Origin of the sequence: Streptomyces actuosus (assembly GCF_016921115.1) — a bacterium.
In the GTDB taxonomy this organism is placed as follows: Bacteria; Actinomycetota; Actinomycetes; order Streptomycetales; family Streptomycetaceae; genus Streptomyces; species Streptomyces actuosus_A.
On the sequence record NZ_JAFFZS010000030.1, the window covers coordinates 78,911 to 104,744 of the forward strand.

The window sequence follows — 25,834 nt, forward strand, 5'->3', positions numbered from 1 at the left end:
CCGAGCACCCTACCCGTGCCATGGACACGGCCGCGCAACAGGCATAGTAGGGGGCGGCTCTGACAGTCGAGGCATCAGAGGCGAACGAGGACGGGGGACGGATCTGCACAGGTCCCCCACGGCTCCGCAACGGGGAGAGAGCGGACACAGATGGCATCACGGCGCGACGAACTCAACGCCTACACCTTCGCGAAGCGCCGCACGCTCGCGTCATTTCTGCAGCCTGCGCCCTCCGGCTCCGAGGAGGGCGCGCCCAAGCCGCTCGGCGCCCTGGTGCCCGGCCTTGTGATCGGCGTCGTGATCCTCGCGGTGTTCGGCGCGATCGGCATGTTCAGCCCGACCGCACCCAAGGGCTGGGACAGCCCCGGTGAACACGTCATCGTCGCCAGCAAGTCGACCACCCGCTACGTCGTTCTCAAGACCGGCAAGGAGACGCAGCTCCACCCGGTGCTGAACATGGCCTCCGCCAAGCTGCTGCTGGACCCGAGCAAGAACAGCGTCATCACCGTCGACGAGAAGGTCCTCGACAGCGGAAAACCCCCGCACGGCGCCACGATCGGCATCCCCTACGCCCCCGACCGCCTGCCGTCCTCCGCCGAGGCCGAGTCCGCCAAGCGCTGGGCGGTGTGCGAACGCCCCGGCGACGGCGGGCGCGCCATCCAGAAGGCGGCGTTCGTCCTCGCGAAGAAGGAGTGGGCCAGGACGGAGGGCGGCAGCCGGCTCACCGGCGGCGACCTGATGTACGTCGTCGGACCGGACGGCAGGACGCAGTACGTCGTCGACGCCGAGGGCACCAAGTACCAGCTGGCCGACCCGGCCGACAAGGAACTGCTCAAGGCCCTCGACACCCAGAGCCGCGCCCCGCAGCGCGTCTCCCAGGAGTGGCTCGACACCCTCCACACCGGCGACCCGGTCGCCGTCCCCGGCATCGACGGCACCCCCGGCGCGACCGCGGGCGCCTCCGCCGCCCTCGGCGAGTACGACAAGGTCGGCGAGGTCATCAAGGCCTACGACGGCCGGGTCATGCAGTACTACGTGGTGCTGCGGGGCAAGGTCGCCCGCATCTCGGAGTTCACCGCCACCCTCCTGCTCAACAGCGGCGACCTCGTCGCCGTCGGCCAGGCCGGTGAGGCCCAGCAGGTCAGCCCCGGCGCCGTGGCCGACAGCACCAGCTTCGACGGCACCAAGAACTGGCCGACGTACAGGCCGCGCACGGTCAACGACGGCGCGAGCACGACGTCGGGCCGCAACACCGTCTGCAACGTGCTGCGTTCGGTGAACGCGGGGAACGGCCGGACCACCCTGTCCACCTGGGTGGGCACCGACTTCCCCGCCCAGCTGCCCACCGGTTCCTCCAGCGCCTACGTCACCCCCGGCTCGGGCCAGCTCTACCGCCAGTTCCAGGGCACCGAGACCAAAGCCGGCGGCGTCTTCCTCGTCACCGACACCGGCCTGCGCTACGCCCTGCAGTCCAACAGCGACAGCGCCACCGACGACAAGGGCATCGGCACCTCGGCCGAGCAGCGCAAGCAGGAACTGAACGAGGCGAGGATCGCCCAGACCCGCCTCGGCTACGAGAAGGTCGACCCCGTCCCGATCCCGGTGGAGTGGTCGACGTTCCTGCCGACCGGCCCGCGCCTGTCCGAGGCGGCGGCGCGGCAGCCGCAGGGCTCCTAGGGCCGGACCACCAGACCACGGGACACGAGCGCACAGGACACGAGGGCCGGAGGGCGACGAACTCATGCTGAAGGCAAGGACGCGGGGGCGTGCGCGGGCCGCGTCGGCCCTGGCGGCGGGAACGGTGCTGACGACCGCCCTGGTCGCGCTGCCCGCGCCCGCGTGGGCGGAGGACGGCGGTCAGTGCACCTTCCCGTCGAAGCCCTACACGGCCCGCCCCTGGGCGTTGCAGCGCGTCAACCTCGACGAGCTGTGGGCGCAGTCAACCGGCAAGAACGTCCAGGTGGCCGTCATCGACACGGGTGTGGACATCAGGAACCCGCAGCTGAAGAAGGCGGTCGACGCGTCGAAGGGCGAGAACCTCCTGAAGAAGAAGAACGACAAGGGCGAGGACGTCGACCGGGGCAACGACCAGGGCACCACGGACACGGTCGGCCACGGCACCCGCGTCGCCGGCATCATCGCCGCCCGCCCGGCCAAGGGCACCGGGTTCGTCGGTCTCGCGCCCGACGCCACGATCATCCCCGTCAAGCAGAACGACGCCGAGGGCAACGGCACCGCGGCAACCCTCGCGACGGCCATCCGCGACGCGGTCGACAAGGGCGCCGACGTCATCAACATCTCCCAGGACACCGCCAACGCCGTCGAGCCCGACGCCCGGCTGAAGCAGGCGGTCGACTACGCCCTCGGCAAGCGGGTCGTGGTCGTCGCCTCCGCCGGAAACGACGGCCTCGGCGGCAACGTCAAGGTCACGTACCCGGCGTCGTACGACGGGGTGCTGGCGGTGGCCGCGTCCGACCGCAACAACGAACGCGCCGCCTTCTCCCAGTCGGGAGAATTCGTGGGCGTGGCCGCACCGGGCGTCGACATGATCTCCACCGTCCCGGGCGGCGGCCACTGCTCCGACAACGGCACCAGCTTCTCCGCGCCCTACGTGGCCGGTGTGGCGGCCCTGCTGAAGTCCAAGTACCCCGACTGGACGGCCCGGCAGGTCGTCGCCCAGATCGAGCAGACGGCCGAGCGCTCCATCCCCGGCCACGACCGCCTCGTCGGCTGGGGCGTCGTCGACCCCGTCAAGGCCCTCACGAACGTCGACCCGGCACACCCGGTCGAGTCGCCCCGGCCCGACAACGGCGTCACCGGCGCCGAGGCCCCCTACGTCGCTCCCCTCCACTTCGGCGAGACCGCCGACGAACGCAACACCCGCATGGCCACCTACGTCGTCGTCGGCGGCCTCGTCCTGGTCGCCGGCCTCGGCGGCACGGCGGTGGCACTCCGGGACGCCCGGCGGCGCCGCGAACGGCTGGCGGGCGGTCCGGGCCCCCGCTGACCGAGCCGACCGCCCGGCGACGACGCCCCGCTCAGCCCTGCCGCGGTGGTGGCGACCGCCTCGCTCTGGTCATCCAGCCCAGCTTGGCACGACCGACGCGGGCCCTGCCGTCGGGCTCAGTCGTCCTTCTTCAAACACGGCTGCTGCTTCTTGAGCGCTGCCGTGTAGCCGGACATCAGTTCCTTCATGGCTGTCTCGTCGCGTCGTCCGGGCTTCCAGTTCTCGATGAAGGTGCTGATGTCCTCCTCTTCGACGTCCGTGCCGCGGCACTGGATCAGCGATACGGCGGCATGGTCGCTGTAGGCGATCGAGCCCCCCTCCGCGGACTTCGGGTCCCCGGTACGCGCGCGGTGCAGGAGGATTCTCTGCGCCGAAGAGCCGATGGTGATGCGCTCCGTGCTGACGACCAACACCTCGGTGCTGTCGACTGAGACATGGCATAGCCCTGTTCCCTCGGCCGCGCCGTCGACCTGATTGTCCGACACCTTCTGACCAGATGCCGGCAGGAGTCGTGACAGCGGGCCGGTCGGGACAGGTACTCCGCAGAGTGCCTTCGGAATTGTGAACTCTTGCTTGGGCGGGTTCGACGAGCACCCAGCTGCCGTCATGGCGGCGCAGAGCACTGCAACGCTGCGCACAAAAAGGGTCTGAGGGTTCATTTGTGGCTGCTCCTCACGCCACCTGGAGCGCCTCGTTCCTGCGGCGCATCCATGTAGGTGGAGGTCAGGCCTTCTACGGCGGACACGAGGCCCGGCTCCACCGCCCAGAGGTTGGCGCTGACGGGGTTGCCTCGGCGCGCGATGTCCGGCACGGCAGGCTGCTGCTTCGGGGACGCCTCGCTCGTCATCTGCAGGCGATAGAGGGGAAAATACGTGGTCTGATATCGCGATGCTGCACACCACCGTCGGCACGGTGAACGCGCATCGCTGGTCGCCCGACGAGTAGCCTTCTGCAACCAGGGAACGACAAGGCAGTGAGTCGCCCCCCGCAGTAGGCTTTCTGGGGCGCTCAACCGCGGCCCTCCGATGTCCACTGCGCGCCGTCCGTGTGACTGACACCTGCCGATGTGCGAGCGGCCCGGCGGAGGTCCTTGGCGGTCTCGGCATCGATGTCCTGATTGTTCACCAATGCGTGATCGACGGCAGCCCCGGCAGAGTCGATGGCGGCTGTGCGACCCTGTGTGTAGTTTGTGCTGGCCTCGCTCTGGGCTTCTGTCACCGTGTCCTTCTCGATGCTCTTCATGACGGATTCCTGGATGTCCTCCGAGGCCCATTCCAAGGCGGTGCCGGCGATGGGGACACGTTCGCCTGCCTTCTCGATGCCCATGCCCAGGACGCGGTTCACCCATTTCTGCTTGTCGGCCGCTGCATCGTTGTACTCCTGGTCCGACGCCGTGTGGTACTCGTAGATCGCGTGGGCCCGGGCATCGCTCATGATGCCCGCGATCGCCGACCCGGGAGCGACGGCGGCACCCACGCGTCCGTCGAGCGACGCCGTCGAGTCGCTGTCGCCGTTGATGACGTGGTCCACCACGTCCGCCGTGTAGGCCTGCTGCGCGGTGGTGACGGTGGCGTAGGCGTCGGGGTCCTGGCCCACCTCGGCGAGGAATCGGTTGACGTTGCCCGAGTCGAGGTCGGCCGCGGCCCCGAAGGTGGGGAGGAGGTCACTGCTGGGATCCTCCCGGTACATCGCCCGCTGCATGTCCCCCATGTACTCCGCCGAGATGTCGCCGAGGCTCGCGCGCAGGCCGTAGAGGGGGCCGGTGTCCTCGTCGATGTCCCCGTTCTCGTTGTGCCGGATCAGCTCGGGGTGCCGGCCGAACCTGTCGACGATCTCGCGGACCAGGCCGGCCCGGGCCTCCGTGTGCTTGACGGCGTCGGCGGTGTCGTCGCTGTCGTACGGGCGGCCCGTCGTCGCCGCTTCAAGGGCGTGGCCGAGGGCCTGGGGGCCCAAGGCGAGGGCCGCACGCCTCTTGTCCTCGTCGGCAAGGGTGTTGACGTCGTTGGTGTCGACCGACCACTCGAAGTCCTCGTCGGTGAACAGATCGAGGTAGGACGTGAAGCCGGGGTCGCCGCCCTGCTTCACCGTGCCGTCCCGGTTGTACGCGGTCGGCGGCTCGGTGAAGAGCTTCTCCGCGGCCTCGGGACTGTGCCCGAGCGCCTCCAGGACGCTGTTGACCGGGGAGAAGCCGGTGCCGAGGTCGCCCGACGGGTTGAAGCCGTAGGTGTCGGGCATGCCCGCCTGCCTGCCGTGCAGGAAGAAGTCCGGGTCCTCCTGGTGGACCTGGGTGATGTGCTCGGCGATGGGGGTGAGGAACCGGGCGTCGTAGTCGCCGTAGCGCAGCAGACCGCCGAGGACCTGGTAGCCGTAGGGCTTGTCGAACTGGCCGGGGGCCCAGCTGATCTGCTGGGTGCCCAGGCGCCGGAACTCCGCGTTCCAGCTGTCGGGCAGGTGGTGCCGGTGATCGGGGTCGGTGGCGTTGGCCAGTGTGTAGCCCATGGCCTTCTGCAGGTCCTGCACCGCGGCCAGCCGGTGCTTGGAGGCGTCCGGACCGGTGCCGTCGATGGCCATGTCGGCGTAGAACTGCAGCGCCTTCTCGGGCCCGCCGAGCCCCTGGTAGAACTCGGTGGCGAACTCGCCGTCCTTCTCGTCGGAGTTGTAGGTCAGCAGGTCGTCGAACTCGCGCAGCTCGGCGTCGGTCATCCTGTGGCCCTTGCGGGCCAGTTCGAGGGCGCGCTCGACCTCGGCGTCGTTCAGGGACCCGTAGTGGGAGTGTCCGGCGTTGTGGGCGTCGTTGCCGTGGCTCTTGCCCAGGGCGCGGGCGACGGAGGAGTCGATCTCCCGGGCGTGGCCGAGGATCAGGTTGATCCGGTCCTCCAGTTCCTGCCGGGCGTCCAGCTGTTCCTGGGTGCGTTCGTCCGTGTCGCCGCGCACATGCGGGAAGAAGCAGCGGACCTTGCCGTCCCCGAGTTCCTGGACGCGGATCCCGAGTGTCGCGGCATCGTCCTGCGCCGCCTGCCGGAGTTGCTTCTGGAGCGCGGTGAGTTCCGTGTGCCCGTCGTCGAGCACCTGGTGGATGCTGTCCGCCTCGGTGTGGAGGTCCGCGATCTCCTCGGCCGTCCTGGTGATGAACTCGCGGGTCACCGTGGCGTTGACGCCGGCCCACCGGGCCCGGTCCGACTTGGCCTGCATGCCCTGCCGGGCGTCGTCCGCCGCCTTCTTCAGCGCGGCGACGGTCTTCTTCCAGTCCGCCACGGCGGTGCCGAGCCTGCCGAGGTCGACCTCGACGAGGTCCGTGAAGCTCAGAGCCATTGCGGATCCCCCTACTTGAAGTACTCGTCCAGCTGCGACACGGACACGGTCGAGCCGTCGCTGCCGCGGAGCACGGTCCCGATACGGGCGTCGTCCTGCGCATGGAGCCTGCGGCTGTAGTCGAGGTGGTCGGAGATGTGCGCACAGGCCTGCAGCACCGACTTCAGCTGCGACGACCAGACCTCGACGGTCTTGTGCAGAGCGGCGCCGGTGGCGAAGTTGTGCGTGTCCAGGGCGGAGGCCGCCTGCGCGGTGGAGCCCGCCCCGTCCTTGCCCGCTCCCGCCGTGGAGATGTCGGCCTCCTTGCGGACGTCCTCGAACAGCAGGTGGGCGTCGTGGCCGACGGCACCCAGGTCGTCCTGGTGCACGACCAGGTCACCGCCTCCGCCTCCGCCTCCGCCGTCCGCGGGCAGCTGGTTGAGGCGCATGTGCGTGGACTGCCGTTCGGCGGCCTGTGCCTTCAGTTGCTCCCACTCGTCCCATGCCATGTGCAGGACCTTCCCCGTGAGTGTGGCGTGCGTCCGTACGATGATGTGCGTGTGCGACCGTGGCGTGCTCGTCGTGCCGCCGCTCATGTCGCCCAGTGCCGCAGGGAGAACAACGAGCACGCTAGCAAGCCGAGTTGCCGGCGGCCCGGACGGGCGCGGAGCCGTGACGGCCGGAGTGTGGAAATTTGATGGAGAGCCGCGGGGCGCGGCGGGCGGCGCGCTCCGGCGGCGGCGCCGGAGTGGTGTGGCCTCGGGGAGCGACGCGGTCCCGACTGCCATGGCTGACCGGCAAATCAGGCGATCTGCGGCAGCTGTGTCGAACCGGTAACTGAGTTGGGTCACACCTCGGTTGGTGCGATTGTTCGGGTTGACTAAAGTGGTGAACGCGTTGTCGGTCGCGGCTCGCTTTGCGATCGTACGGCGGGTGGTTACAACGGCCGGGCCGGACATCGGCACGGGACCGTACGGGGAAACGGGGAGGAGCGTCGTGCTTGTGAACGGCATGGCGGGGAGCGTCTCGGCGACCAGCGCGGCCGACCGGCCGCCAAGGCTCTGAACAGGTCTGCCCGGTTTTCGCATCAGCCTCGTCACAAGTCACCGTGACGACTTCAGCGGTCGGCCCGGCGGCGGAACGATCGACTGGAGCCCCGCGTACCAGGTGACGAGGCGGCTCACCGAGCTCGGCGACGAGCACCGGCAGCAGCGGCGGTGAGCCGGAACAACTGCATCAGGAAACAGACGAGGAAAGGCAGGAGGCTGGTCATGGCCGGCTCGCAGAAGCTCCAAGACGAAGCAGTCATCGCGCTCCAGAAGCAGATGGCCGAGAAGTACGAGAACACCCTCAAGCGGGTGCACCGCCTCCAGGGTGTCATCGACGGCCTCGAGGGCCAGTGGCACGGCATCGGTCGCGCCGAGTTCGACCGGAAGCAGATCGAGATCAACGAGTCGATCCAGAACATCGGCAACATCCTCGGCCAGGTCATCGACTCCATGACCAAGACCCGCAACATCAAGGACAGCAAGGAGGACGAGGTCCGCGCTGCCGCTGCCCGCATCGACATCGCCGACGGCGCCTCCACGACTCCCCCGTCCGCGCTCAGCTCCTACTGAGCCGAGCGGTCGTCACCTCACCAGGCACACACCAGCGAGACAAGGTAGGCAGGCATGAGCCGTAACGCCGACGGGCTGCAAGTAACGTACGACGGCCTGGACACGGCCGCGACCACGATCGGCAACGAGGCCAAGGCCCTCGAGCAGGACCTCCAGGAACTGCGGCGCATGGTCGTCCAGAGCCAGGAGTACTGGGCGGGCGAGGCCCAGGGCACCTTCCACCAGAAGCTGCAGCGCTGGGACAAGGAAGCCAACGACATCCACCAGGCGCTGACCGGCATCGGACACGTGGTCCACCAGGCCGGCGGCGACTACATGGAAGGCGACAAGAAGGCGGCCTCCTACTTCCAGTAGGACTCGGCCGATACGACAGCACCGGGGTGGGCGCGCACGGGAGGCGCCCACCCCGGCGTCATGTCCGGGCCCCCTTGCCGGCTCCGGGGCCGGGGGAGGCCCTCCCGGCCCGTCCTGGGCCCGTTTCACGGCCTTCGGCGGGTCCCAAGGACCCGCGGCGGGCCGACGGGGCGGCTACGGCAGGCCCGGGGCACGCGCAGGCGTCCGGTACAGCCGCGAGGTCCGCGGTGAGGCGAGGCACCGGGGCCGCACGTGCCGCGGCGGGCGGCCCCGGACCGGTGGTGCGTCAGGCCTGAGGGTCGTCGGCCAGACCGACCTGCACCAGCGGCCGTCCCCGCTTGCGCGACACGAACACGCCCCGCCCCGCCGGCATCGCCCGCGGGCGCACCCCGCCCAGCAGATCGCCCTCGGCCGGGTCACCGGCCAGGACCACGCCCTGGGCGCCGAGTTCCTTGATGCGCTGCATGAAGTTCTCGTACCCGGCGCGCCCGGCGCCGGCCGTGGAGCGGGCGATGATGAAGCGGACGCCGACGTCGCGGGCGAACGGCAGCATCTCCGTCAGACCCGCCAGCGGGTTGCCGCTGGAGGTGGAGACGAGGTCGTAGTCGTCGATCACGACGAACACCGTCGGCCCGCGCCACCAGCTGCGGTCGCGCAGTTGCTCCGGCGTGACGTCCGCGGTCGGTGTCCGCCGCTGCATCAGGTCGGCCAGCGCGTCCATGTGGTGCTGCATCTGGTTCGACATCGGGACGTACTCCGCCAGGTGCGAGGGCGGGGTCACGCCCAGCAGCGAGCGGCGGTTGTCGATGACGAACAGCTTGCAGTCGTTGCCGTCGTAGCGCTCGGCGAGCCCCTTGATGAGCACCCGCAGCACATTCGACTTGCCGGACTCGCTCTCGCCGAAGACGAGGAAGAACGGGTCCTGCTCGAAGTCCACGAAGACCGGTTCGAGGTTGTCCTCGTCGATGGCGAACGAGACGCCGCGGTCCGCGAAGCGGTTGCCGGGTGGCAGCTGGGCCGCCGGGAACGAGCGGGGGAGCAGGCGGACCTCCGGCGCACCGGGCTGCTGCCAGTGCCGCGTGACCTCGGCTGCCAGGGCCTGCGTGGCCTCCGCCAGGTCGGTGTCCGAGGACAGGCCGTCGATGCGCGGGACCGCTGCCATGAAGTGCTGCTTCTGCGGGGTCTGGCCGCGGCCGGGCACGCCCGTGGGCACGTTGGCCGCGACCTTGCGGTCGAACTCCGAGTCCATCGGGTCGCCGAGCCGCAGCTCCAGGCGGTTCATCAGATGGTCCTTGAGGTTGGAGCGGACCTCCATGGAACGGGACGCCGTGAGGATCACGTGGATGCCGTAGCCGAGACCGCGCGCCGCGATGTCCACGACCAGCGGCTCCAGCGCCTCGTAGTCCGTGCGGAAGTTGCCCCAGCCGTCGATGATCAGGAAGACGTCGCCCCAGGGCTGGTCGGTCACCGAGATGTCGCCGCGCGCGCGCCGGGTGCGGAACTCGGCGATGGAGGAGATGCCCGCCGAGCGGAAGTACTCCTCGCGGCGGGTCAGCACGCCGTACACCTCGGCCGTCGTCCGGCGCACCTTCTCCGGGTCCAGACGGGAGGCGACCCCGCCGACGTGCGGCAGACCGGCCACCGACGCCAGACCGCCGCCGCCGAAGTCCAGGGCGTACACCTGCACTTCGTGCGGCGTGTGGGTGAGCGCGAAGGACGCGACGATCGAGCGGAGCAGCGTCGACTTGCCGGACTGCGGGCCGCCGAGGATCTGCATGTGGCCGGCGGCGCCGCCGAAGTCCACCCACAGCGGGTCGCGACGCTGCTCGTACGGCTTGTCGACGATGCCGACGGGGACGACCAGCCGGCCCGCGCCCTCGTAGCCCGGCTGGGTCATGCCACGGCCGGGCACCGGCGCCAGGCCGGGCAGCAGCGCGTCCAGCGACGGGGGGCTGTCCAGCGGCGGCAGCCACACCTGGTGGGCCGCCGGCCCCTGCGCCTCCAGACGCCGCACGATCACGTCGAGGACCGTGTCCGCGAGCGCCTCGTCCTTCTCGTCGGGCTCCGGCTCCTGCCGCTGCTGCGGCATCGCCACGTACTGCACGGGCACCTCGGCCGCGGTGAACAGCACCGGCCTGCGGTCGACCGGCAGCGGCCCGCCGAGCGCGGCGGCCTGCTGGGAGCCGGAGCGGTACACACCGGAGACGTAGGCGGCCTTGAAGCGGACCATCTCGCCGGTGCCGAACTTCAGGAAGCCCGACCCCGGCACGTTCGGCAGCTCGTAGGCGTCCGGGACGCCGAGCGCGGCCCGCGACTCCGCCGCGGAGAACGTCCGCAGACCGATGCGGTACGACAGGTAGGTCTCCAGGCCGCGGAGGCGGCCCTCCTCCAGACGCTGCGACGCCAGCAGCAGGTGCACGCCCAGGGAGCGGCCGATACGGCCGATCTGCACGAACATCTCGATGAAGTCCGGCTTGGCGGTCAGCAGTTCGCTGAACTCGTCGATGACGAGGACGAGGGACGGGATCGGCTGGAGCGGGGCGCCCGCCGCACGCGCCTTCTCGTAGTCGTGGATGTTGGCGTAGTTGCCCGCGTCGCGCAGCATCTCCTGGCGGCGGTTGAGTTCGCCCCGGATGGAGTCGCCCATGCGGTCGACCAGGGTCAGGTCGTCGGCGAGGTTGGTGATGACGGCCGCCACGTGCGGCATCTGGGACATGCCCGCGAACGTCGCACCGCCCTTGAAGTCGGCGAGGACGAAGTTCAGCGTCTCCGAGGAGTGCGTCACCGCCAGGCCGAGCACCAGCGTGCGCAGCAGCTCCGACTTGCCGGAACCGGTCGCGCCGACGCACAGGCCGTGCGGGCCCATGCCCTCCTGCGCGGCCTCCTTCAGGTCCAGCATCACCGGCCGGCCGTCCTCGCCGAGACCGATCGGCACACGCAGGCGCTCCGCCTGCGACCGCGGGCGCCAGGTCCGCTTCGGGTCGACGGAGGCCGCGTCACCGAGGTTCAGCAGGTCGGTGAACTCCAGGTTCGCCAGGAGCGGTTCGTCGTCGTCGCCACCCGTTCCCACGCGCAGCGGCGCGAGTTGCCGCGCGAGTGCCTCGGCGGCCTCGTACGACAGCACGTCCGGAGTGCCCTCGTAGACCATGCCGTGCGCCGACTCCAGCCGCAGCTCCCCGGGGCGTACGACCACCGAGAGGTCGCCGTGGCCCGCGGCGAGGTCGCCGGGCGCGACCTCGACGACGGTGACGCCCTGCAGACCCTCGGGGCCGGCCAGCATCGCCGCCGGCGGCAGGGACACACCGTCGAGGACGACCACCAGGTGCGGCTGATCGGGAACGGGCGGCGCGGCCGGATGGAAGCGCGGGCGGCCCTGCAGACGGGCGGCGAGCCGCTCCTCCAGCTCCATCGGGTCGGTGGAGATCAGGCGCATGCTGCCGGCGCCGTCCGCGAGCCCCGATGTCTGCACGTGCGGCAGCCACTTGGCCCACTCCCACTCGGGTGCGGACTCCCGGCCGGTGGCGACGGCGACGACCAGGTCCTCGGGGGAGTGCAGGGAGACCAGGGAGGCGGTCAGGGCGCGGGCCGTGCCGCGCACGGTCTGCGGGTCGCCGCTGATCGTCACGTGGTAGAAGGCGCGCAGCGACACCGCCATCGGCAGGTCGTCGAGGGTGCTGTGGGTGGCCAGGAAACGCTGCATGGCGCCCGCGGTCAGCGGCTCCAGCTCGTCGACCGGCGCTGTCTGCGGCGGGACCAGCGCGGTGGCCAGGGCCTGCGGGCCCAGTCCCACCCGCACCTGCCCGAAGTCCTCGTCGGCGGTGCGCCGTTCCCACACCCGGCTGCCCTCGGCGACCAGCGCCCACAGTTGCTCCGGTGAAGGATGCAGGTAGTACTGGGCGTCGCGCTGCGCCCCGGCGGTCTCCACCGCTCCGCGCCGGGTCTGCGACAGGTACCGCAGGTAGTCGCGGCGCAGATCGGCCATCTGCCCCTGGCTGCCCCGGCGGTAGCGCACCAGCATGGAGATGCCCATCGCGATCGTGGACGCCACCATCACCATGCCCATGATCTTCATGAACGGCTGGGCCTGCGGATTGAAGAAGAACACCACGGAGCCGCCCATTCCGAGCATGGGCAGGAGCTGCATCAGAGCGCCCTCCTGCTGCCCGCGCGGAAGTTCCGGCGGCGGCTGGAGCACGACCTCGTCCGTGGGCACTTCCTTCGGCAGTGCCCGTGGCGGGCGCTTGACGACGATGTGGCTCACTACGCACCAATTCCCTTGCCGGACCGAGATTTTTCGTCCACCGCCCCGTGTCAGGCGGACGTCGATCGCGAAGCGCGATCCTACTGACAACCGTCGACACCGACGGGCGGTAGGGTGCCCGTGAGACGTGTGAACAGTTGCGAACCGCCCCTGGAAAAAGGGGCAATCCGCAACGGTTCGAATCAAGTGCCGTCCCGTGAGCCCCGGGCGCAGCCGCAGGGCCGACCGGTGGCGGGAGCGGCGCGGCACGACCTACACAGGATCTTTACCGGTGGAGCGGGTGCGGCGGTTCCGCGCAGCGCCCACCACCGACGAGGGGGAACACCAGGTGAGCATGACGGCCTCCGCGCCGGCCGGCGCGACCCGCGGACCGGGCACCGGCGCCCCTTCCGGGGCGGGCACGGGCTTCGGCTTCTGCCGGGTCACCATCGTGGCGCCCGACAGCCGCATCGACGTGGCGCTGCCCGACGACGTCCCGGTCGCCGACCTGTACCCGGAGATCCTGAGGCTCTCCCGGCAGAGCCCCGACGAGGGCGCGCCCGTCGGCTACCACCTGGTCCGCCGCGACGGCACCGTCCTCGACGGCGCCCGCTCCTTCACCGCCCAGCGCATCCTCGACGGCGAACTGCTCACGCTGCGCCCGTTCGCCGAGTCGCTGCCGCCCGCGGTCCTGGACGACGTCTCGGAGGCGGTCGCCTCCGCCGTCACCCGCGACCGCACCCTGTGGAACGGCGACCTGACCCGCGCCGCCGGGCTCGTCGCCGGCGGCATCCTGCCGGCGCTGCTGGCGTTCGTGGCCTGGAGCTCGCAGATCCGCCACGACATGCACAGCCTCCAGGGCATCCTGGCCGGCGTCACCGGCCTCCTGCTGGTCCTCATCGCCGGCGTACGGGCACGTGTCTACGACGACCGCGGCTCCGCGGTCGCCCTCGGCCTCGGCGCCCTGCCGAACGTCGCCGTCGCCGGCTCGGGGCTGCTGCCGCTCGCCGCAGGCCAGGGCATCGGACGGCTCCAGTTCCTGCTCGCCTGCACGGCGGTCCTGATCGCCTCCGTGGTCCTCACCCTGGTCTCGCCCGGCGGCGACGGCCCCTTCGTGGCGTTCGTCCTCGCCTCCGCGATCGGCCTGGTCACCACCTTCGTCGCGATCCTGACCGACCTGAGGCCCATCGAGACGGCCGCGATCTGCGCGCCCCTGTCCGTCGTCGCGCTGGCGTTCCTGCCGGGTCTGTCCATGCGGTTCGCCCGGCTGCCCATCGGCTTCGAGCCGCCCAGCCCCGCGCGCGGCGGCTACGGCACCGCGGAGTCCGGCGACCAGGGCCCCATCGACGCCGAGCGCATCGCCGCCCAGGCCCGCCGCGGCCACGAACTCCTCATCGGCCTGGTCGGCGGCTGCGCGCTGGTCGCCGTGGGCGCCTCCATCGTGCTCGGCTTCTCCAGCAACCTCTGGGCCCAGTTGCTCGCCCTCGCCACGGGCGTGGGCATGCTGATGCGCGCCCACCTGTTCCGCTACACCGCGCAGGTCGCCGCCACCCTGGCCGCAGGCCTCTCCGCCGTCGTCTTCCTCGGCCTCGGGCTCGCCCTGAACCCGCCGCGGGACTACCTCGTCGACGCGTTCCAGGGCGACACCACCGCCCTCGACATCCGCAGCGTCTGGCTCGTCGCGGCCGTCGCCGCCGCGACCGCGCTGGTCACCGCGATCGCCCTGATCACCCCCGAGCGCGGCGTCACCCCTTTCTGGGGACGCTTCCTGGAGATCGCCGAGAGCTTCGTCCTGCTGACGCTGATCCCGCTGGCCCTCGCCGTCTTCGATGTCTATGCGCGGGCGCGCGCGATGACGAGCTAGTGCCGCGGCAGGCAACGTTCGCCCCGTCGCGACGCCCGGCACGCACTCTCGCTGCACCGGACGAAAGCCCGAGTACATCCAGTACGAGGGCTTCCGGCCGGCACACCGGGAGCACGCACCGGACGCCGCTCCTCGACGGGCGAACGTTGCCTGCCGCGGCACCAGCGCCGAGCCCACCGGCGCTGCGACCGGCCGCCGTGGCCGCGGGTACAGGAAGGGGCGGTACGCGCGCGTACCGCCCCTTCCCCGTCCTCCGTCCGCCCGCTCCCGCGCCCGATGGGCTCGACGGGGCCCCGGCCCGGCGCGGCCCCTGGGATCACCGCGGGGCGGGCCCCTCGCCGCCGGGTGGCGACTCGAGATCGAACTCGCCGTCCCGGGCCCCCAGCACGAAGGCCCGCCACTCCGCCTCGGTGTACCGCAGCACCGTGCCGGGATCCAGGGAGGAGCGCATGGCGACGGCGCCACCGGGCAGGTGGGCGATCTCGACCCGCTCCTCGTGCCCCTCGGTCCCGGGCGCGCTCTCCCACTCCGCACCGGAGATGTCGAGTGCGTACAGTTCGTCCCGCTCCCGTGTCTTGCGCGCCTCGATCTCCTCAGCCGTCTCCGCCATGCCCCAGCGACCCCTTCCGGACGTACGAACGGTGCTGGTCCTCACCCTAGTGGCCGCCCCCGTCCGGCCGGGCGGTTCACCGGACCGGGGCAACGACCCCGGCCCCGGCCTGGTACCCTCAGTGACGGCCGTTCGTGTACGCGCCCCCGGAAGCCCTCCAGGGCCCTGGTGGCCGCGCCCAGCGGATCCCGCCTCCGAGTAACGGAAGCTCCCCCGAGATGCAGACCGGGGGCACTCGGTGGCCGCTCACAGACTATGAGGAGTACGCGTGTCGCTCGACGCCGCCACGAAGAAGCAGATCATCTCCGAGTTCGGTACCAAGGAGGGTGACACCGGCTCCCCCGAGGTCCAGGTCGCCCTTCTGTCCCGCCGGATCTCCGACCTGACGGAGCACCTCAAGACCCACAAGCACGACCACCACTCCCGCCGCGGTCTGCTGATCCTGGTCGGCCAGCGCCGCCGCCTGCTGCAGTACCTCGCCAAGAAGGACATCCAGCGCTTCCGCGCGCTGGTCGAGCGCCTCGGCATCCGCCGCGGTGCGGCGGGCGCCAAGTAGCACGCCGTGAAGGGAGCGGTTCCCGGGAGGATCGGGAGCCGCTCCCTTTGCCGTACGTGCGGGGACATGCGGAGTGTCACTCACGCTTTGTAGTGTGGTAGCACAACGCCATACGCACGACATCGAACGAACGACGCGACCGCGCGAGACGACCGCGCGGCGCACGACAAGGAGAAGCGCACGTCGCCGCCGCCGGTCCTCGGTAGTGGCCCCCGGGGGAAGCGAGCCCCGGGTGCTTCGATCGAAGACCGGCACGCACCAGAAGCGACGCTTCTCCGCCACCGTCCCCCGCCACACGGGCGAGGAGGGACGAAAGACGACAAGCAACGGAGAAAACGCTAGTGGAGAACGAGACCCACTACGCCGAGGCCGTGATCGACAACGGCACATTCGGCACCCGCACCATCCGCTTCGAGACGGGCCGCCTGGCCAAGCAGGCCGCCGGCTCCGCCGTCGCGTACCTGGACGACGACACCATGGTGCTGTCGGCCACCACCGCCTCCAAGCAGCCCAAGGACCAGCTCGACTTCTTCCCCCTCACGGTGGACGTCGAGGAGCGGATGTACGCCGCCGGCAAGATCCCCGGCAGCTTCTTCCGCCGTGAGGGCCGTCCCTCCGAGGACGCCATCCTCACCTGCCGCCTGATCGACCGCCCGCTGCGCCCGTCCTTCAAGAAGGGCCTGCGCAACGAGATCCAGGTCGTCTGCACGGTCATGGCGCTCAACCCCGACCACCTGTACGACGTCGTGGCGATCAACGCCGCGTCCGCGTCCACGCAGCTGGCCGGCCTGCCCTTCTCCGGCCCGATCGGCGGCGTCCGCGTCGCGCTGATCCGCGGCCAGTGGGTCGCCTTCCCGACGCACACCGAGCTCGAGGACGCCGTCTTCGACATGGTCGTCGCGGGGCGTGCCCTGGAGGACGGCGACGTCGCGATCATGATGGTGGAGGCCGAGGCCACCGACGGGACCATCAAGCTGGTCGAGGGCGGCGCCGAGGCTCCCACCGAGGAGATCGTGGCCGCCGGCCTGGAGGCCGCGAAGCCCTTCATCAAGGTCCTGTGCAAGGCCCAGTCGGACCTCGCCGCCAAGGCCGCCAAGCCGACCGGTGAGTTCCCGATCTTCCTCGACCACCAGGACGACGTCCTGGAGGCCCTGACGGCCGCGGTCAAGCCGGAGCTCGCCCAGGCGCTCACCATCGCCGGCAAGCAGGAGCGCGAGGCCGAGCTGGACCGCGTCAAGGCTCTCGCCGCCGAGAAGCTCCTGCCGGAGTTCGAGGGCCGCGAGAAGGAGATCTCCGCCGCGTACCGCTCCCTGACCAAGACCCTGGTCCGCGAGCGCGTCATCAAGGAGAAGAAGCGCATCGACGGCCGCGGTGTCACCGACATCCGCACCCTGGCCGCCGAGGTCGAGGCCATCCCGCGGGTCCACGGCTCCGCCCTGTTCGAGCGCGGTGAGACCCAGATCCTGGGCGTCACCACCCTGAACATGCTCCGCATGGAGCAGCAGCTGGACACCCTCTCGCCGGTGACCCGCAAGCGCTACATGCACAACTACAACTTCCCGCCGTACTCCACCGGCGAGACCGGCCGCGTCGGCTCCCCGAAGCGCCGCGAGATCGGCCACGGCGCCCTCGCCGAGCGCGCCCTGGTGCCCGTCCTGCCGACGCGCGAGGAGTTCCCCTACGCGATCCGCCAGGTCTCCGAGGCCCTCGGCTCCAACGGCTCGACGTCGATGGGCTCCGTCTGCGCCTCCACCATGTCGCTGCTGAACGCCGGTGTGCCGCTGAAGGCCCCGGTCGCCGGTATCGCCATGGGCCTGATCTCCCAGGAGATCGACGGCGAGACGCACTACGTCACCCTCACCGACATCCTCGGTGCGGAGGACGCGTTCGGCGACATGGACTTCAAGGTCGCCGGCACCAAGGAGTTCGTGACCGCCCTCCAGCTCGACACCAAGCTGGACGGCATCCCCGCCTCCGTCCTGGCCGCGGCCCTCAAGCAGGCCCGCGACGCCCGCCTGCACATCCTCGACGTGATGATGGAGGCCATCGACCGGCCCGACGAGATGAGCCCGCACGCCCCGCGGATCATCACCGTCAAGATCCCGGTCGACAAGATCGGTGAGGTCATCGGCCCCAAGGGCAAGATGATCAACCAGATCCAGGAGGACACCGGCGCCGAGATCACCATCGAGGACGACGGCACGATCTACATCGGTGCCGCCGACGGTCCGTCCGCCGAGGCCGCCCGCACCACGATCAACGGCATCGCCAACCCGACGATGCCGGAGGTCGGCGAGCGCTACCTGGGCACGGTCGTCAAGACCACGACGTTCGGCGCCTTCGTCTCGCTGCTGCCCGGCAAGGACGGTCTGCTGCACATCTCGCAGATCCGCAAGCTGGCCGGCGGCAAGCGCGTGGAGAACGTCGAGGACGTCCTCGGTGTGGGCCAGAAGGTCCAGGTCGAGATCGCCGAGATCGACTCCCGGGGCAAGCTCTCGCTCGTCCCGGTCATCGAGGGCGAGGACGACGAGCAGAAGGACGACACCGACAAGTGACGTCTCGCGGCTCCAAGGCGACGGCCCGCCCCTCTTCGGAGGCGCGGGCCGTCGCCCGTACCCAAACGCTCATCAAGGGCACCGACGGCACCGGCACCGTCCGCAGGACCGTCCTCCCCGGCGGCCTGCGCATCGTCACCGAGACCCTGCCCTCCGTACGCTCGGCGACCTTCGGTATCTGGGCGCACGTCGGCTCCCGCGACGAGACCCCGTCCCTGAACGGCGCCACGCACTACCTGGAGCACCTGCTCTTCAAGGGCACCTCGCGCCGCAGCGCACTCGACATCTCCTCCGCCCTCGACGCCGTCGGCGGCGAGATGAACGCGTTCACGGCGAAGGAGTACACGTGCTACTACGCGCGCGTGCTCGACACCGACCTGCCGCTGGCCATCGACGTCGTCTGCGACATGCTGACCGGTTCCCGGATCCTCGAGGAGGACGTCGACGTCGAGCGCGGCGCGATCCTCGAGGAGATCGCGATGACCGAGGACGACCCGGGCGACTGCGTGCACGACCTGTTCGCGCACACCATGTTCGGCGACAACCCCCTCGGCCGTCCGGTCCTCGGCACCGTCGACACGGTCAACGCCCTCACCGCCGACCGCATCCGCCGCTTCTACCGCAAGCACTACGACCCGACCCACCTGGTCGTGGCGTGTGCCGGCAACGTCGACCACGCCAAGGTCGTCCGGCAGGTCCGCGCGGCCTTCGAGAAGGCGGGCGCCCTCAGGGACTCCGCGGCGCAGCCCATCGACCCGCGCTCCGGCCGGCGCTCCCTGCGCACCGCGGGCCGCGTCGAGCTGCTCGCCCGCAGGACCGAGCAGGCGCACGTCGTCCTCGGCATGCCCGGCCTGGCCCGCACCGACGACCGCCGCTGGGCGCTCGGGGTGCTGAACACGGCGCTCGGCGGCGGCATGTCGTCGAGGCTGTTCCAGGAGGTCCGCGAGAAGCGCGGCATGGCCTACAGCGTGTACTCGTACACCTCCGGCTTCGCCGACTGCGGCCTCTTCGGCGTGTACGCGGGGTGCAGGCCCTCGCAGGTCCACGACGTGCTGAAGATCTGCCGCGACGAACTGGACCACGTCGCCGAGCACGGCCTGTCCGACGACGAGATCGGCCGCGCCGTCGGCCAGCTCCGGGGATCCACCGTCCTCGGTCTGGAGGACACCGGTGCGCTCATGAACCGCATCGGCAAGAGCGAGCTCTGCTGGGGCGAGCAGATGTCCGTCGACGACATGCTGGCCCGGATCGCCGAGGTCACCCCCGACGAGGTCCGCTCGGTCGCCCGTGCCGTCCTCGGGCAGCGGCCGTCGCTGTCCGTCATCGGACCGTTGAAGGACAAACAGGCCTCCCGACTGCACGACGCGGTCGCCTGAACCCTCCGGTCAATCCCCGTCGGTCGTAAGGAAGCAACAGACATGAGCAAGCTGCGTGTGGCGGTCCTCGGAGCCAAGGGCCGGATCGGTTCCGAGGCGGTCAAGGCGGTCGAGGCCGCCGAGGACATGGAGCTGGTCGCCGCCCTCGGCCGCGGAGACCGGCTGGAGGCGCTGGAGGAGTCCGGCGCCCAGGTCGCGGTCGAACTGACCACCCCCGACTCGGTCATGGACAACCTCGACCACTGCCTGCGCCACGGCATCCACGCCGTCGTCGGGACGACCGGCTGGACCGACGAGCGCCTCGCACAGCTGGGGGACTGGCTCACCCGGTCCCCCGGAACGGGCGTGCTCATCGCACCGAACTTCTCCATCGGCGCCGTGCTGACGATGAAGTTCGCCCAGCTGGCCGCCCCGTACTTCGAGTCCGTCGAGGTCGTCGAGCTGCACCACCCGAACAAGGTGGACGCCCCGTCCGGCACCGCCACGCGTACCGCCCAGCTCATCGCCGCGGCCCGCCGCGAGGCCGGAACGGCACCCGCGCCGGACGCCACCGCCACCGCCCTGGAGGGGGCGCGCGGCGCGAACGTCGACGGGGTCCCGGTGCACGCGGTCCGCCTGCGAGGCCTCCTGGCCCACCAGGAGGTCCTGCTCGGCGGCGAGGGGGAGACGCTGACCATCCGTCACGACTCACTGCACCACAGCAGCTTCATGCCGGGCATCCTGCTGGGCGCCCGCCGCGTCGTGACCACTCCGGGCCTCACCTTCGGCCTGGAACACTTCCTGGACCTGAGCTGAGCAGCGGATCATCATGCGCGCGAAGATCTCCTACGCCGTCACGGCCGCCGTCCTGGTCTTCTACTTCGTCCTGGTCGGCAGCCGCGGAGTGATGCTCATCCAGTCCGGCACACTCCTCACCGTCACCTTCGGGGCCGCGGTGCTGATCCTGCCGGTGATCGGTGTGTGGTTCCTGTGGAAGAACACCCGGTTCGTACACAAGGCCAACCAGCTCGCCGCCGAGCTCGACGCCGAGGGCGGCCTGCCCGTCGACGAACTGGTCCGCACCCCGAGCGGCCGGATCGACCGCGACTCCGCCGACGAGGTCTTCACCCGGCGCAAGGCCGAGACGGAGGCGGCCCCCGACGACTGGCGCAGCTGGTTCCGGCTCGCCGTCGCCTACCACGATGCCCGCGACACCCCGCGGGCCCGGAGGGCGATGCAGCGGGCGATCGCCCTGCACGAGGGCCGACAGCCGGCGGCCTGAGCCTTCCGGGCGACCGCCCGGCCCCGGTACGCCCGCCGCGCGCACCACCGGTGCACGCACGCGACGCCGTACGGGGCCGTCCCGCCGGTTACGTGGAAGGGGCCGGTCCGCACCCGAGCGGACCGGCCCCTTCCACGTACCGGCGCGGGATCAGCCGCGCGCGTTCTCCGCGGCCCACGCCTCGATCGTGTCCGCGGCCCGTTCGAAGGCCTCCGCCCGCGCCAGGAAGTCCGCGTTGTGCGTCGTCATCAGAGCCGGCGCGTCCTGCGCGCGGCCCCGCCCGACGAGCAGCAGCGCCTGACCCTGGACCGTGCGCGGCAGCCCCAGCCAGCGCACGGGCTGCTGCACCGTGCGGACGCTGGCCACCTGGTCCCACGGGACGGTCCGCGTGACGAAGAAGCCCACCTGCCGGAGGCCCTGGCCGCTCACCCACACGCCCATCCGCAGCAGCCGCAGGGCCGCGGCGATCACCACCGCAGCAACGCCGAAGACGGCACCGGCGCCGCCCGGCGTGCCGGTCAGCGCGATGACGACGGCCGCGAACAGCACGTAGGAGGAGAGCAGCAGGCTCAGGGCCGCCGCCCCCACGCGCCACGGTCCGGGCCGGTAGGGGCGCCGCCAGAGGTCACGGTCCTCGTACGGCAGCGGGACGTCGTCCGCCGCGTCGAAGGTACGGTCGGCCGTCAGGAAGGGCAGGGGCACGGCTGGTCCTCACTCGTCCAGGCATGGGCTGTGCCCGGTGAGGCTATCCGCCTGTGCCCTCGCTCACCACCATCGGGGCCCGAGGAACGCTCAGTGTCCCTGGGACGCCTGTGACTGCTGGGGCGAGGTGGAGGAGCGGTCGACGGACAGCGCCGGCATCCCGAGAAGCAGGGACCCGACCAGTCCGGCGACGATGGTCAGGCCCAGGAGCCAGCGTCCGGCCGACCGCCCGAACCCGGGCCGCTCGCGGGGCGGGGGAGCGACATTGCTGCGGAACCCGTCCGCCTCGGCGGACAAGGTGAACGGGACGGGGGCATACCGACCGGCCATCTGCGGGTTTCTCCCTTCCAGGTGCTTCGACGCGTGCGGATGCCTCCGGACGCGAACGGTGCGTCGTCATCCATGGAGACGTGTGAACGCCCCTTCGGGTGCCGTTCTGTCGCGGACGTCACCGGCATCATCGGCTTCGCGGGCTTCGCGGGCTTCGCGGGCTTCGCGGGCTTCGCGGGCTTCGCGGGCTTCGCGGGAATCGCCCGTCTTCGCTGGGTGCCCGCACCGAACGCCCGTGCTGTCACCGGTGAGCCGTAGAGTGGCGTCGCCAAGAGACGAGACGGGAAGGCCCTCCACCACCGTGACCGACACCCCCACCGACGACCTCAAGCCCAGCTACCGCGGCGACGTCACCGTCGAGCTGGTCAAGCACACCGCGTCGGACGCCGACGTGCTCTTCGCCGCCCGCGTCTCCACCAAGGGCGAGCAGTCCCTGGAGGAACTGGACAAGGACCCCGAGCGCTCCAAGGGCCTGATCAACTATCTGATGCGGGACCGGCACGGCAGCCCCTTCGAGCACAACTCGATGACCTTCTTCATCAGCGCCCCGATCTTCGTCTTCCGCGAGTTCATGCGTCATCGCGTCGGCTGGTCCTACAACGAGGAGAGCGGGCGCTACCGCGAGCTGCAGCCCGTGTTCTACGTGCCCGACGAGTCCCGCAAGCTGGTCCAGGAGGGCCGCCCCGGCCAGTACCGGTTCGTCGAGGGGACCCAGGCCCAGCAGGAGCTGGTCGGTCGGGTCATGGAGGACTCCTACCGGCAGTCGTACGAGGCCTACCAGGAGATGCTCGCCGCCGGCGTCGCCCGCGAGGTCGCCCGGGCGGTCCTGCCCGTCGGCCTGTTCTCCTCGATGTACGCCACCTGCAACGCCCGCTCCCTGATGCACTTCCTCGGCCTGCGCACCCAGCACGAGCTGGCGAAGGTGCCGTCCTTCCCGCAGCGGGAGATCGAGATGGTGGGCGAGCGGATGGAGACCGAGTGGGCCCGGCTCATGCCGCTCACCCACGCCGCCTTCAACGCGAACGGCCGTGTGGCACCGTGACGCACTCCCTTTCGACGGCCGGGCACGGATGTACGGTTCAGCCTCGTGAAGTGTCCGTATTGCGGCATTTGGAGAAGTTCATCTAGCCTGATCAAACGGACCCGGCACTGCTTGAACCCCCGAGCAGGCAGTGCCGGGCTCCATCTTTGTCCTGACTTTCCCGATACCCCGAGGGCAGACCACGTGGTGAGCAACGAGTAGCGTGTAACCCATGGCTCCGACCTCCACTCCGCAGACCCCCTTCGGGCGGGTCCTCACCGCCATGGTCACGCCTTTCACGGCGGACGGCGCACTCGACCTCGACGGCGCCCAGCGGCTCGCCACCCACCTGGTGGACGCAGGCAACGACGGCCTGATCATCAACGGCACCACCGGCGAGTCCCCGACGACCAGCGACACGGAGAAAGCGGAGCTCGTACGAGCGGTCCTGGAGGCGGTCGGCGACCGGGCCCACGTCGTCGCCGGTGTCGGCACCAACGACACCCGTCACAGCATCGAACTGGCCCGCGCCGCCGAGAAGACCGGCGCACACGGGCTGCTCGTCGTCACGCCGTACTACAACAAGCCCCCGCAGGAAGGCCTGTACCAGCACTTCAAGGCCGTCGCCGACGCCGCCGACCTGCCGGTGATGCTCTACGACATCCCCGGCCGCAGCGGCGTACCGATCAGCACCGAGACGCTCGTCCGTCTCGCCGCGCACCCGCGGATCGTCGCCAACAAGGACGCCAAGGGCGATCTCGGTCGCGCCAGCTGGGCCATCGCCCGCTCCGGCCTCGCCTGGTACTCCGGCGACGACATGCTGAACCTGCCCCTGCTGTCCGTGGGCGCGGTCGGCTTCGTCTCGGTCGTCGGCCACGTCGTCACCCCGGACCTGCGCGCCCTGGTCGAGGCGTACATCTCCGGAGACGTACAGAAGGCCACGGAGATCCACCAGAAGCTGCTTCCCGTCTACACGGGCATGTTCCGCACCCAGGGCGTCATGACGGCCAAGGCCGCCCTCGCCCTGCGGGGTCTGCCCGCCGGCCCTCTGCGCGCGCCCATGGTGGAGTGTTCGCCCGAGGAGATCGGGCAACTCAAGATCGATCTTGCCGCGGGCGGGGTACAGCTCTGACATCGGACTTCGCGCGCGCAGGCACGCACACGCACTTCACAACTGAATAGGCGGGCCACCGGTGCCCGCACCCCACAACAACAACTGCTTCTGCACGAACGTCATGCGCGCCACGTGCCCGACCGGTACGTGGCGTGCATGGTGAGGAGAGTCTTTTGAGTCATCCGCATCCTGAACTCGGTCCGCCGCCCCCGCTCCCCGAGGGCGGCCTGCGGGTCACGCCCCTCGGCGGCCTCGGCGAGATCGGCCGCAACATGACGGTCTTCGAGTACGGCGGCCGCCTGCTGATCGTCGACTGCGGAGTGCTCTTCCCCGAGGAGGAGCAGCCCGGCATCGACCTGATCCTGCCGGACTTCACGTCCATCCGGGACCGCCTCGACGACGTCGAGGGGATCGTCCTCACCCACGGGCACGAGGACCACATCGGCGGCGTGCCCTTCCTGCTCCGCGAGAAGCCCGACATCCCGCTGATCGGCTCCAAGCTGACGCTGGCGCTGATCGAGGCGAAGCTCCAGGAGCACCGCATCCGCCCGTACACCCTGGAGGTGGCGGAGGGACACCGCGAGCGCGTCGGCCCCTTCGACTGCGAGTTCGTCGCCGTCAACCACTCCATTCCGGACGCCCTCGCAGTCGCCATCCGCACGCCCGCCGGCATGGCGGTCCACACCGGTGACTTCAAGATGGACCAGCTCCCGCTGGACAGTCGCCTCACGGACCTCCACGCGTTCGCACGTCTGAGTGAAGAAGGCATCGACCTCCTCCTCTCCGACTCCACCAACGCCGAGGTCCCCGGCTTCACGCCGCACGAGCGGGACATCTCCAACGTCCTGCGCCAGGTCTTCGCCGGTGCCCGCAAGCGCATCATCGTGGCCAGCTTCGCCAGCCACGTCCACCGCATCCAGCAGATCCTGGACGCCGCGCACGAGTACGGCCGCCGTGTCGCCTTCGTGGGCCGCTCGATGGTCCGCAACATGGGCATCGCCCGGGACCTGGGCTACCTGAAGGTCCCCCCGGGCCTGGTCGTGGACGTCAAGACGCTGGACGACCTCCCTGACCACGAGGTGGTCCTGGTCTGCACCGGCTCCCAGGGCGAGCCGATGGCGGCACTGTCGAGGATGGCGAACAGGGACCACCAGATCCGGATCGTCCAGGGCGACACGGTGATCCTGGCCTCGTCGCTGATCCCCGGCAACGAGAACGCGGTCTACCGCGTGATCAACGGCCTGACCCGCTGGGGCGCCAACGTCGTCCACAAGGGCAACGCCAAGGTCCACGTCTCGGGTCACGCCTCGGCCGGCGAACTGCTGTACTTCTACAACATCTGCCGCCCGAAGAACCTGATGCCGGTCCACGGCGAATGGCGCCACCTGCGCGCCAACGCCGAACTCGGCGCGCTCACCGGTGTCCCGCACGACCGCATCGTCATCGCCGAGGACGGCGTCACCGTCGACCTCGTCGAGGGCAAGGCCAGGATCTCCGGCAAGGTCCAAGCGGGATACGTCTACGTCGACGGCCTGTCCGTGGGTGACGTCGGCGAGCCGGCGCTGAAGGACAGGAAGATCCTCGGCGAGGAAGGGATCATCTCGGTCTTCGTCGTCGTGGACTCCTCGACCGGCAAGATCACCGGCGGCCCGCACATCCAGGCCCGGGGTTCCGGTATCGACGACGCGGCCTTCGACGGGGTCGTTCCCAAGATCTCCGAGGTGCTGGAGCGCTCGGCCCAGGACGGTGTGGTCGAACCGCACCAGCTGCAGCAGCTGGTCCGCCGAACCCTCGGGAAGTGGGTCTCGGACACCTACCGCCGCAGGCCGATGATCCTCCCTGTCGTGGTGGAGGTCTGACGCTCCGACAGGCGGGAACACGCAGTGCGTCCGAGCGGGGCGGCCCCCATTGCCGCGGGGCGCCCCCCGCCCCCA

General features: G+C 70.5%; 21 protein-coding genes. 14 read left to right on the forward strand and 7 right to left on the reverse strand.

Annotated features, from left to right (window positions below):
* Positions 1-150 precede the first annotated feature (150 nt).
* Together eccB and mycP are read left to right on the forward strand one after the other, a co-directional pair.
* Positions 151-1,677, forward strand: coding sequence for a type VII secretion protein EccB (eccB, locus tag JS756_RS27990; protein ID WP_205386015.1), 1,527 nt, complete (start codon positions 151-153; stop codon positions 1,675-1,677).
* Between the two features lie 64 nt (positions 1,678-1,741).
* The gene (gene mycP / locus JS756_RS27995; RefSeq protein WP_205386016.1) at positions 1,742-3,007 is read left to right on the forward strand and encodes a type VII secretion-associated serine protease mycosin; all 1,266 of its coding nucleotides are present in this window, start codon (positions 1,742-1,744) and stop codon (positions 3,005-3,007) included.
* Positions 3,008-3,123: 116 nt separating this feature from the next.
* Here mycP and JS756_RS28000 read toward each other — a convergent pair whose 3' ends face one another.
* The 3 genes from JS756_RS28000 to JS756_RS28010 all read right to left on the reverse strand — a co-directional run bounded on the left by JS756_RS28000 (position 3,124) and on the right by JS756_RS28010 (position 6,927).
* On the reverse strand, positions 3,124-3,666 hold the full coding sequence (locus JS756_RS28000; protein ID WP_205386017.1) for a hypothetical protein: 543 nt from the start codon (positions 3,664-3,666) through the stop codon (positions 3,124-3,126).
* A gap of 349 nt (positions 3,667-4,015) precedes the next feature.
* Positions 4,016-6,319: a DUF6571 family protein gene (locus JS756_RS28005; protein ID WP_205386018.1), complete on the reverse strand. Its 2,304-nt coding sequence runs from the start codon at positions 6,317-6,319 to the stop codon at positions 4,016-4,018.
* A gap of 11 nt (positions 6,320-6,330) precedes the next feature.
* Positions 6,331-6,927 (reverse strand): hypothetical protein, encoded by a 597-nt coding sequence (locus JS756_RS28010; protein WP_307791135.1) that lies wholly within the window; start codon positions 6,925-6,927, stop codon positions 6,331-6,333.
* 642 nt (positions 6,928-7,569) lie between these two features.
* Here JS756_RS28010 and JS756_RS28015 point away from each other — a divergent pair.
* Together JS756_RS28015 and JS756_RS28020 are read left to right on the forward strand one after the other, a co-directional pair.
* Positions 7,570-7,917 (forward strand): WXG100 family type VII secretion target, encoded by a 348-nt coding sequence (locus tag JS756_RS28015; protein ID WP_205386019.1) that lies wholly within the window; start codon positions 7,570-7,572, stop codon positions 7,915-7,917.
* Between the two features lie 54 nt (positions 7,918-7,971).
* A complete protein-coding gene (locus tag JS756_RS28020) occupies positions 7,972-8,271 on the forward strand; it encodes a WXG100 family type VII secretion target (protein WP_205386020.1) in 300 nt (99 codons plus the stop codon).
* A gap of 286 nt (positions 8,272-8,557) precedes the next feature.
* Here JS756_RS28020 and eccCa read toward each other — a convergent pair whose 3' ends face one another.
* The gene (gene eccCa, locus JS756_RS28025) at positions 8,558-12,532 is read right to left on the reverse strand and encodes a type VII secretion protein EccCa (RefSeq protein ID WP_205386021.1); all 3,975 of its coding nucleotides are present in this window, start codon (positions 12,530-12,532) and stop codon (positions 8,558-8,560) included.
* Positions 12,533-12,866: 334 nt separating this feature from the next.
* Here eccCa and eccD point away from each other — a divergent pair, with 334 nt between their 5' ends.
* Positions 12,867-14,375, forward strand: a complete 1,509-nt coding sequence (gene eccD, locus JS756_RS28030) for a type VII secretion integral membrane protein EccD (protein ID WP_205386037.1) — start codon at positions 12,867-12,869, stop codon at positions 14,373-14,375.
* Between the two features lie 316 nt (positions 14,376-14,691).
* Here eccD and JS756_RS28035 read toward each other — a convergent pair whose 3' ends face one another.
* Positions 14,692-14,985, reverse strand: a complete 294-nt coding sequence (locus tag JS756_RS28035) for a DUF397 domain-containing protein (RefSeq protein WP_205386022.1) — start codon at positions 14,983-14,985, stop codon at positions 14,692-14,694.
* Between the two features lie 268 nt (positions 14,986-15,253).
* On the opposite strand from JS756_RS28035, the gene rpsO reads away from it, so the two are divergent.
* The 5 genes from rpsO (at position 15,254) to JS756_RS28060 (ending at position 20,733) form a co-directional block, all read left to right on the forward strand.
* Complete coding sequence (gene rpsO / locus JS756_RS28040; protein ID WP_205386023.1) at positions 15,254-15,541, forward strand: 30S ribosomal protein S15; 288 nt, start codon at positions 15,254-15,256, stop codon at positions 15,539-15,541.
* Between the two features lie 341 nt (positions 15,542-15,882).
* Positions 15,883-18,096: a polyribonucleotide nucleotidyltransferase gene (locus tag JS756_RS28045; RefSeq protein WP_205386024.1), complete on the forward strand. Its 2,214-nt coding sequence runs from the start codon at positions 15,883-15,885 to the stop codon at positions 18,094-18,096.
* Positions 18,093-19,472, forward strand: coding sequence for a M16 family metallopeptidase (locus JS756_RS28050; protein ID WP_205386025.1), 1,380 nt, complete (start codon positions 18,093-18,095; stop codon positions 19,470-19,472). The genes JS756_RS28045 and JS756_RS28050 overlap by 4 nt, the downstream gene beginning before the upstream one ends.
* Positions 19,473-19,514: 42 nt before the next feature.
* Entirely contained in the window at positions 19,515-20,267 is a 753-nt protein-coding gene (dapB, locus tag JS756_RS28055; RefSeq protein WP_205386026.1) for a 4-hydroxy-tetrahydrodipicolinate reductase, read from the forward strand.
* Positions 20,268-20,280: 13 nt separating this feature from the next.
* Positions 20,281-20,733 (forward strand): tetratricopeptide repeat protein, encoded by a 453-nt coding sequence (locus tag JS756_RS28060; RefSeq protein WP_205386027.1) that lies wholly within the window; start codon positions 20,281-20,283, stop codon positions 20,731-20,733.
* 150 nt (positions 20,734-20,883) lie between these two features.
* Here the strand turns inward: JS756_RS28060 and JS756_RS28065 are convergent, their stop codons facing one another.
* Both JS756_RS28065 and JS756_RS28070 read right to left on the reverse strand, forming a co-directional pair.
* Positions 20,884-21,435, reverse strand: coding sequence for an SCO5741 family PH domain-containing membrane protein (locus JS756_RS28065; RefSeq protein ID WP_205386028.1), 552 nt, complete (start codon positions 21,433-21,435; stop codon positions 20,884-20,886).
* A 90-nt stretch (positions 21,436-21,525) separates the two neighbouring features.
* The gene (locus JS756_RS28070; RefSeq protein ID WP_205386029.1) at positions 21,526-21,765 is read right to left on the reverse strand and encodes a hypothetical protein; all 240 of its coding nucleotides are present in this window, start codon (positions 21,763-21,765) and stop codon (positions 21,526-21,528) included.
* 72 nt (positions 21,766-21,837) lie between these two features.
* On the opposite strand from JS756_RS28070, the gene JS756_RS28075 reads away from it, so the two are divergent.
* The 4 genes from JS756_RS28075 (at position 21,838) to JS756_RS28090 (ending at position 25,759) form a co-directional block, all read left to right on the forward strand.
* Positions 21,838-22,023 carry a hypothetical protein gene (locus JS756_RS28075; protein WP_205386030.1) on the forward strand — a complete coding sequence of 62 codons (186 nt, stop codon included), beginning with the start codon at positions 21,838-21,840 and terminating at the stop codon, positions 22,021-22,023.
* Positions 22,024-22,066: 43 nt separating this feature from the next.
* On the forward strand, positions 22,067-22,807 hold the full coding sequence (thyX, locus tag JS756_RS28080) for an FAD-dependent thymidylate synthase (protein ID WP_205386031.1): 741 nt from the start codon (positions 22,067-22,069) through the stop codon (positions 22,805-22,807).
* A 211-nt stretch (positions 22,808-23,018) separates the two neighbouring features.
* Positions 23,019-23,918: a 4-hydroxy-tetrahydrodipicolinate synthase gene (dapA, locus tag JS756_RS28085; protein ID WP_205386032.1), complete on the forward strand. Its 900-nt coding sequence runs from the start codon at positions 23,019-23,021 to the stop codon at positions 23,916-23,918.
* A 155-nt stretch (positions 23,919-24,073) separates the two neighbouring features.
* On the forward strand, positions 24,074-25,759 hold the full coding sequence (locus tag JS756_RS28090) for a ribonuclease J (protein ID WP_205386033.1): 1,686 nt from the start codon (positions 24,074-24,076) through the stop codon (positions 25,757-25,759).
* Positions 25,760-25,834 lie beyond the last annotated feature (75 nt).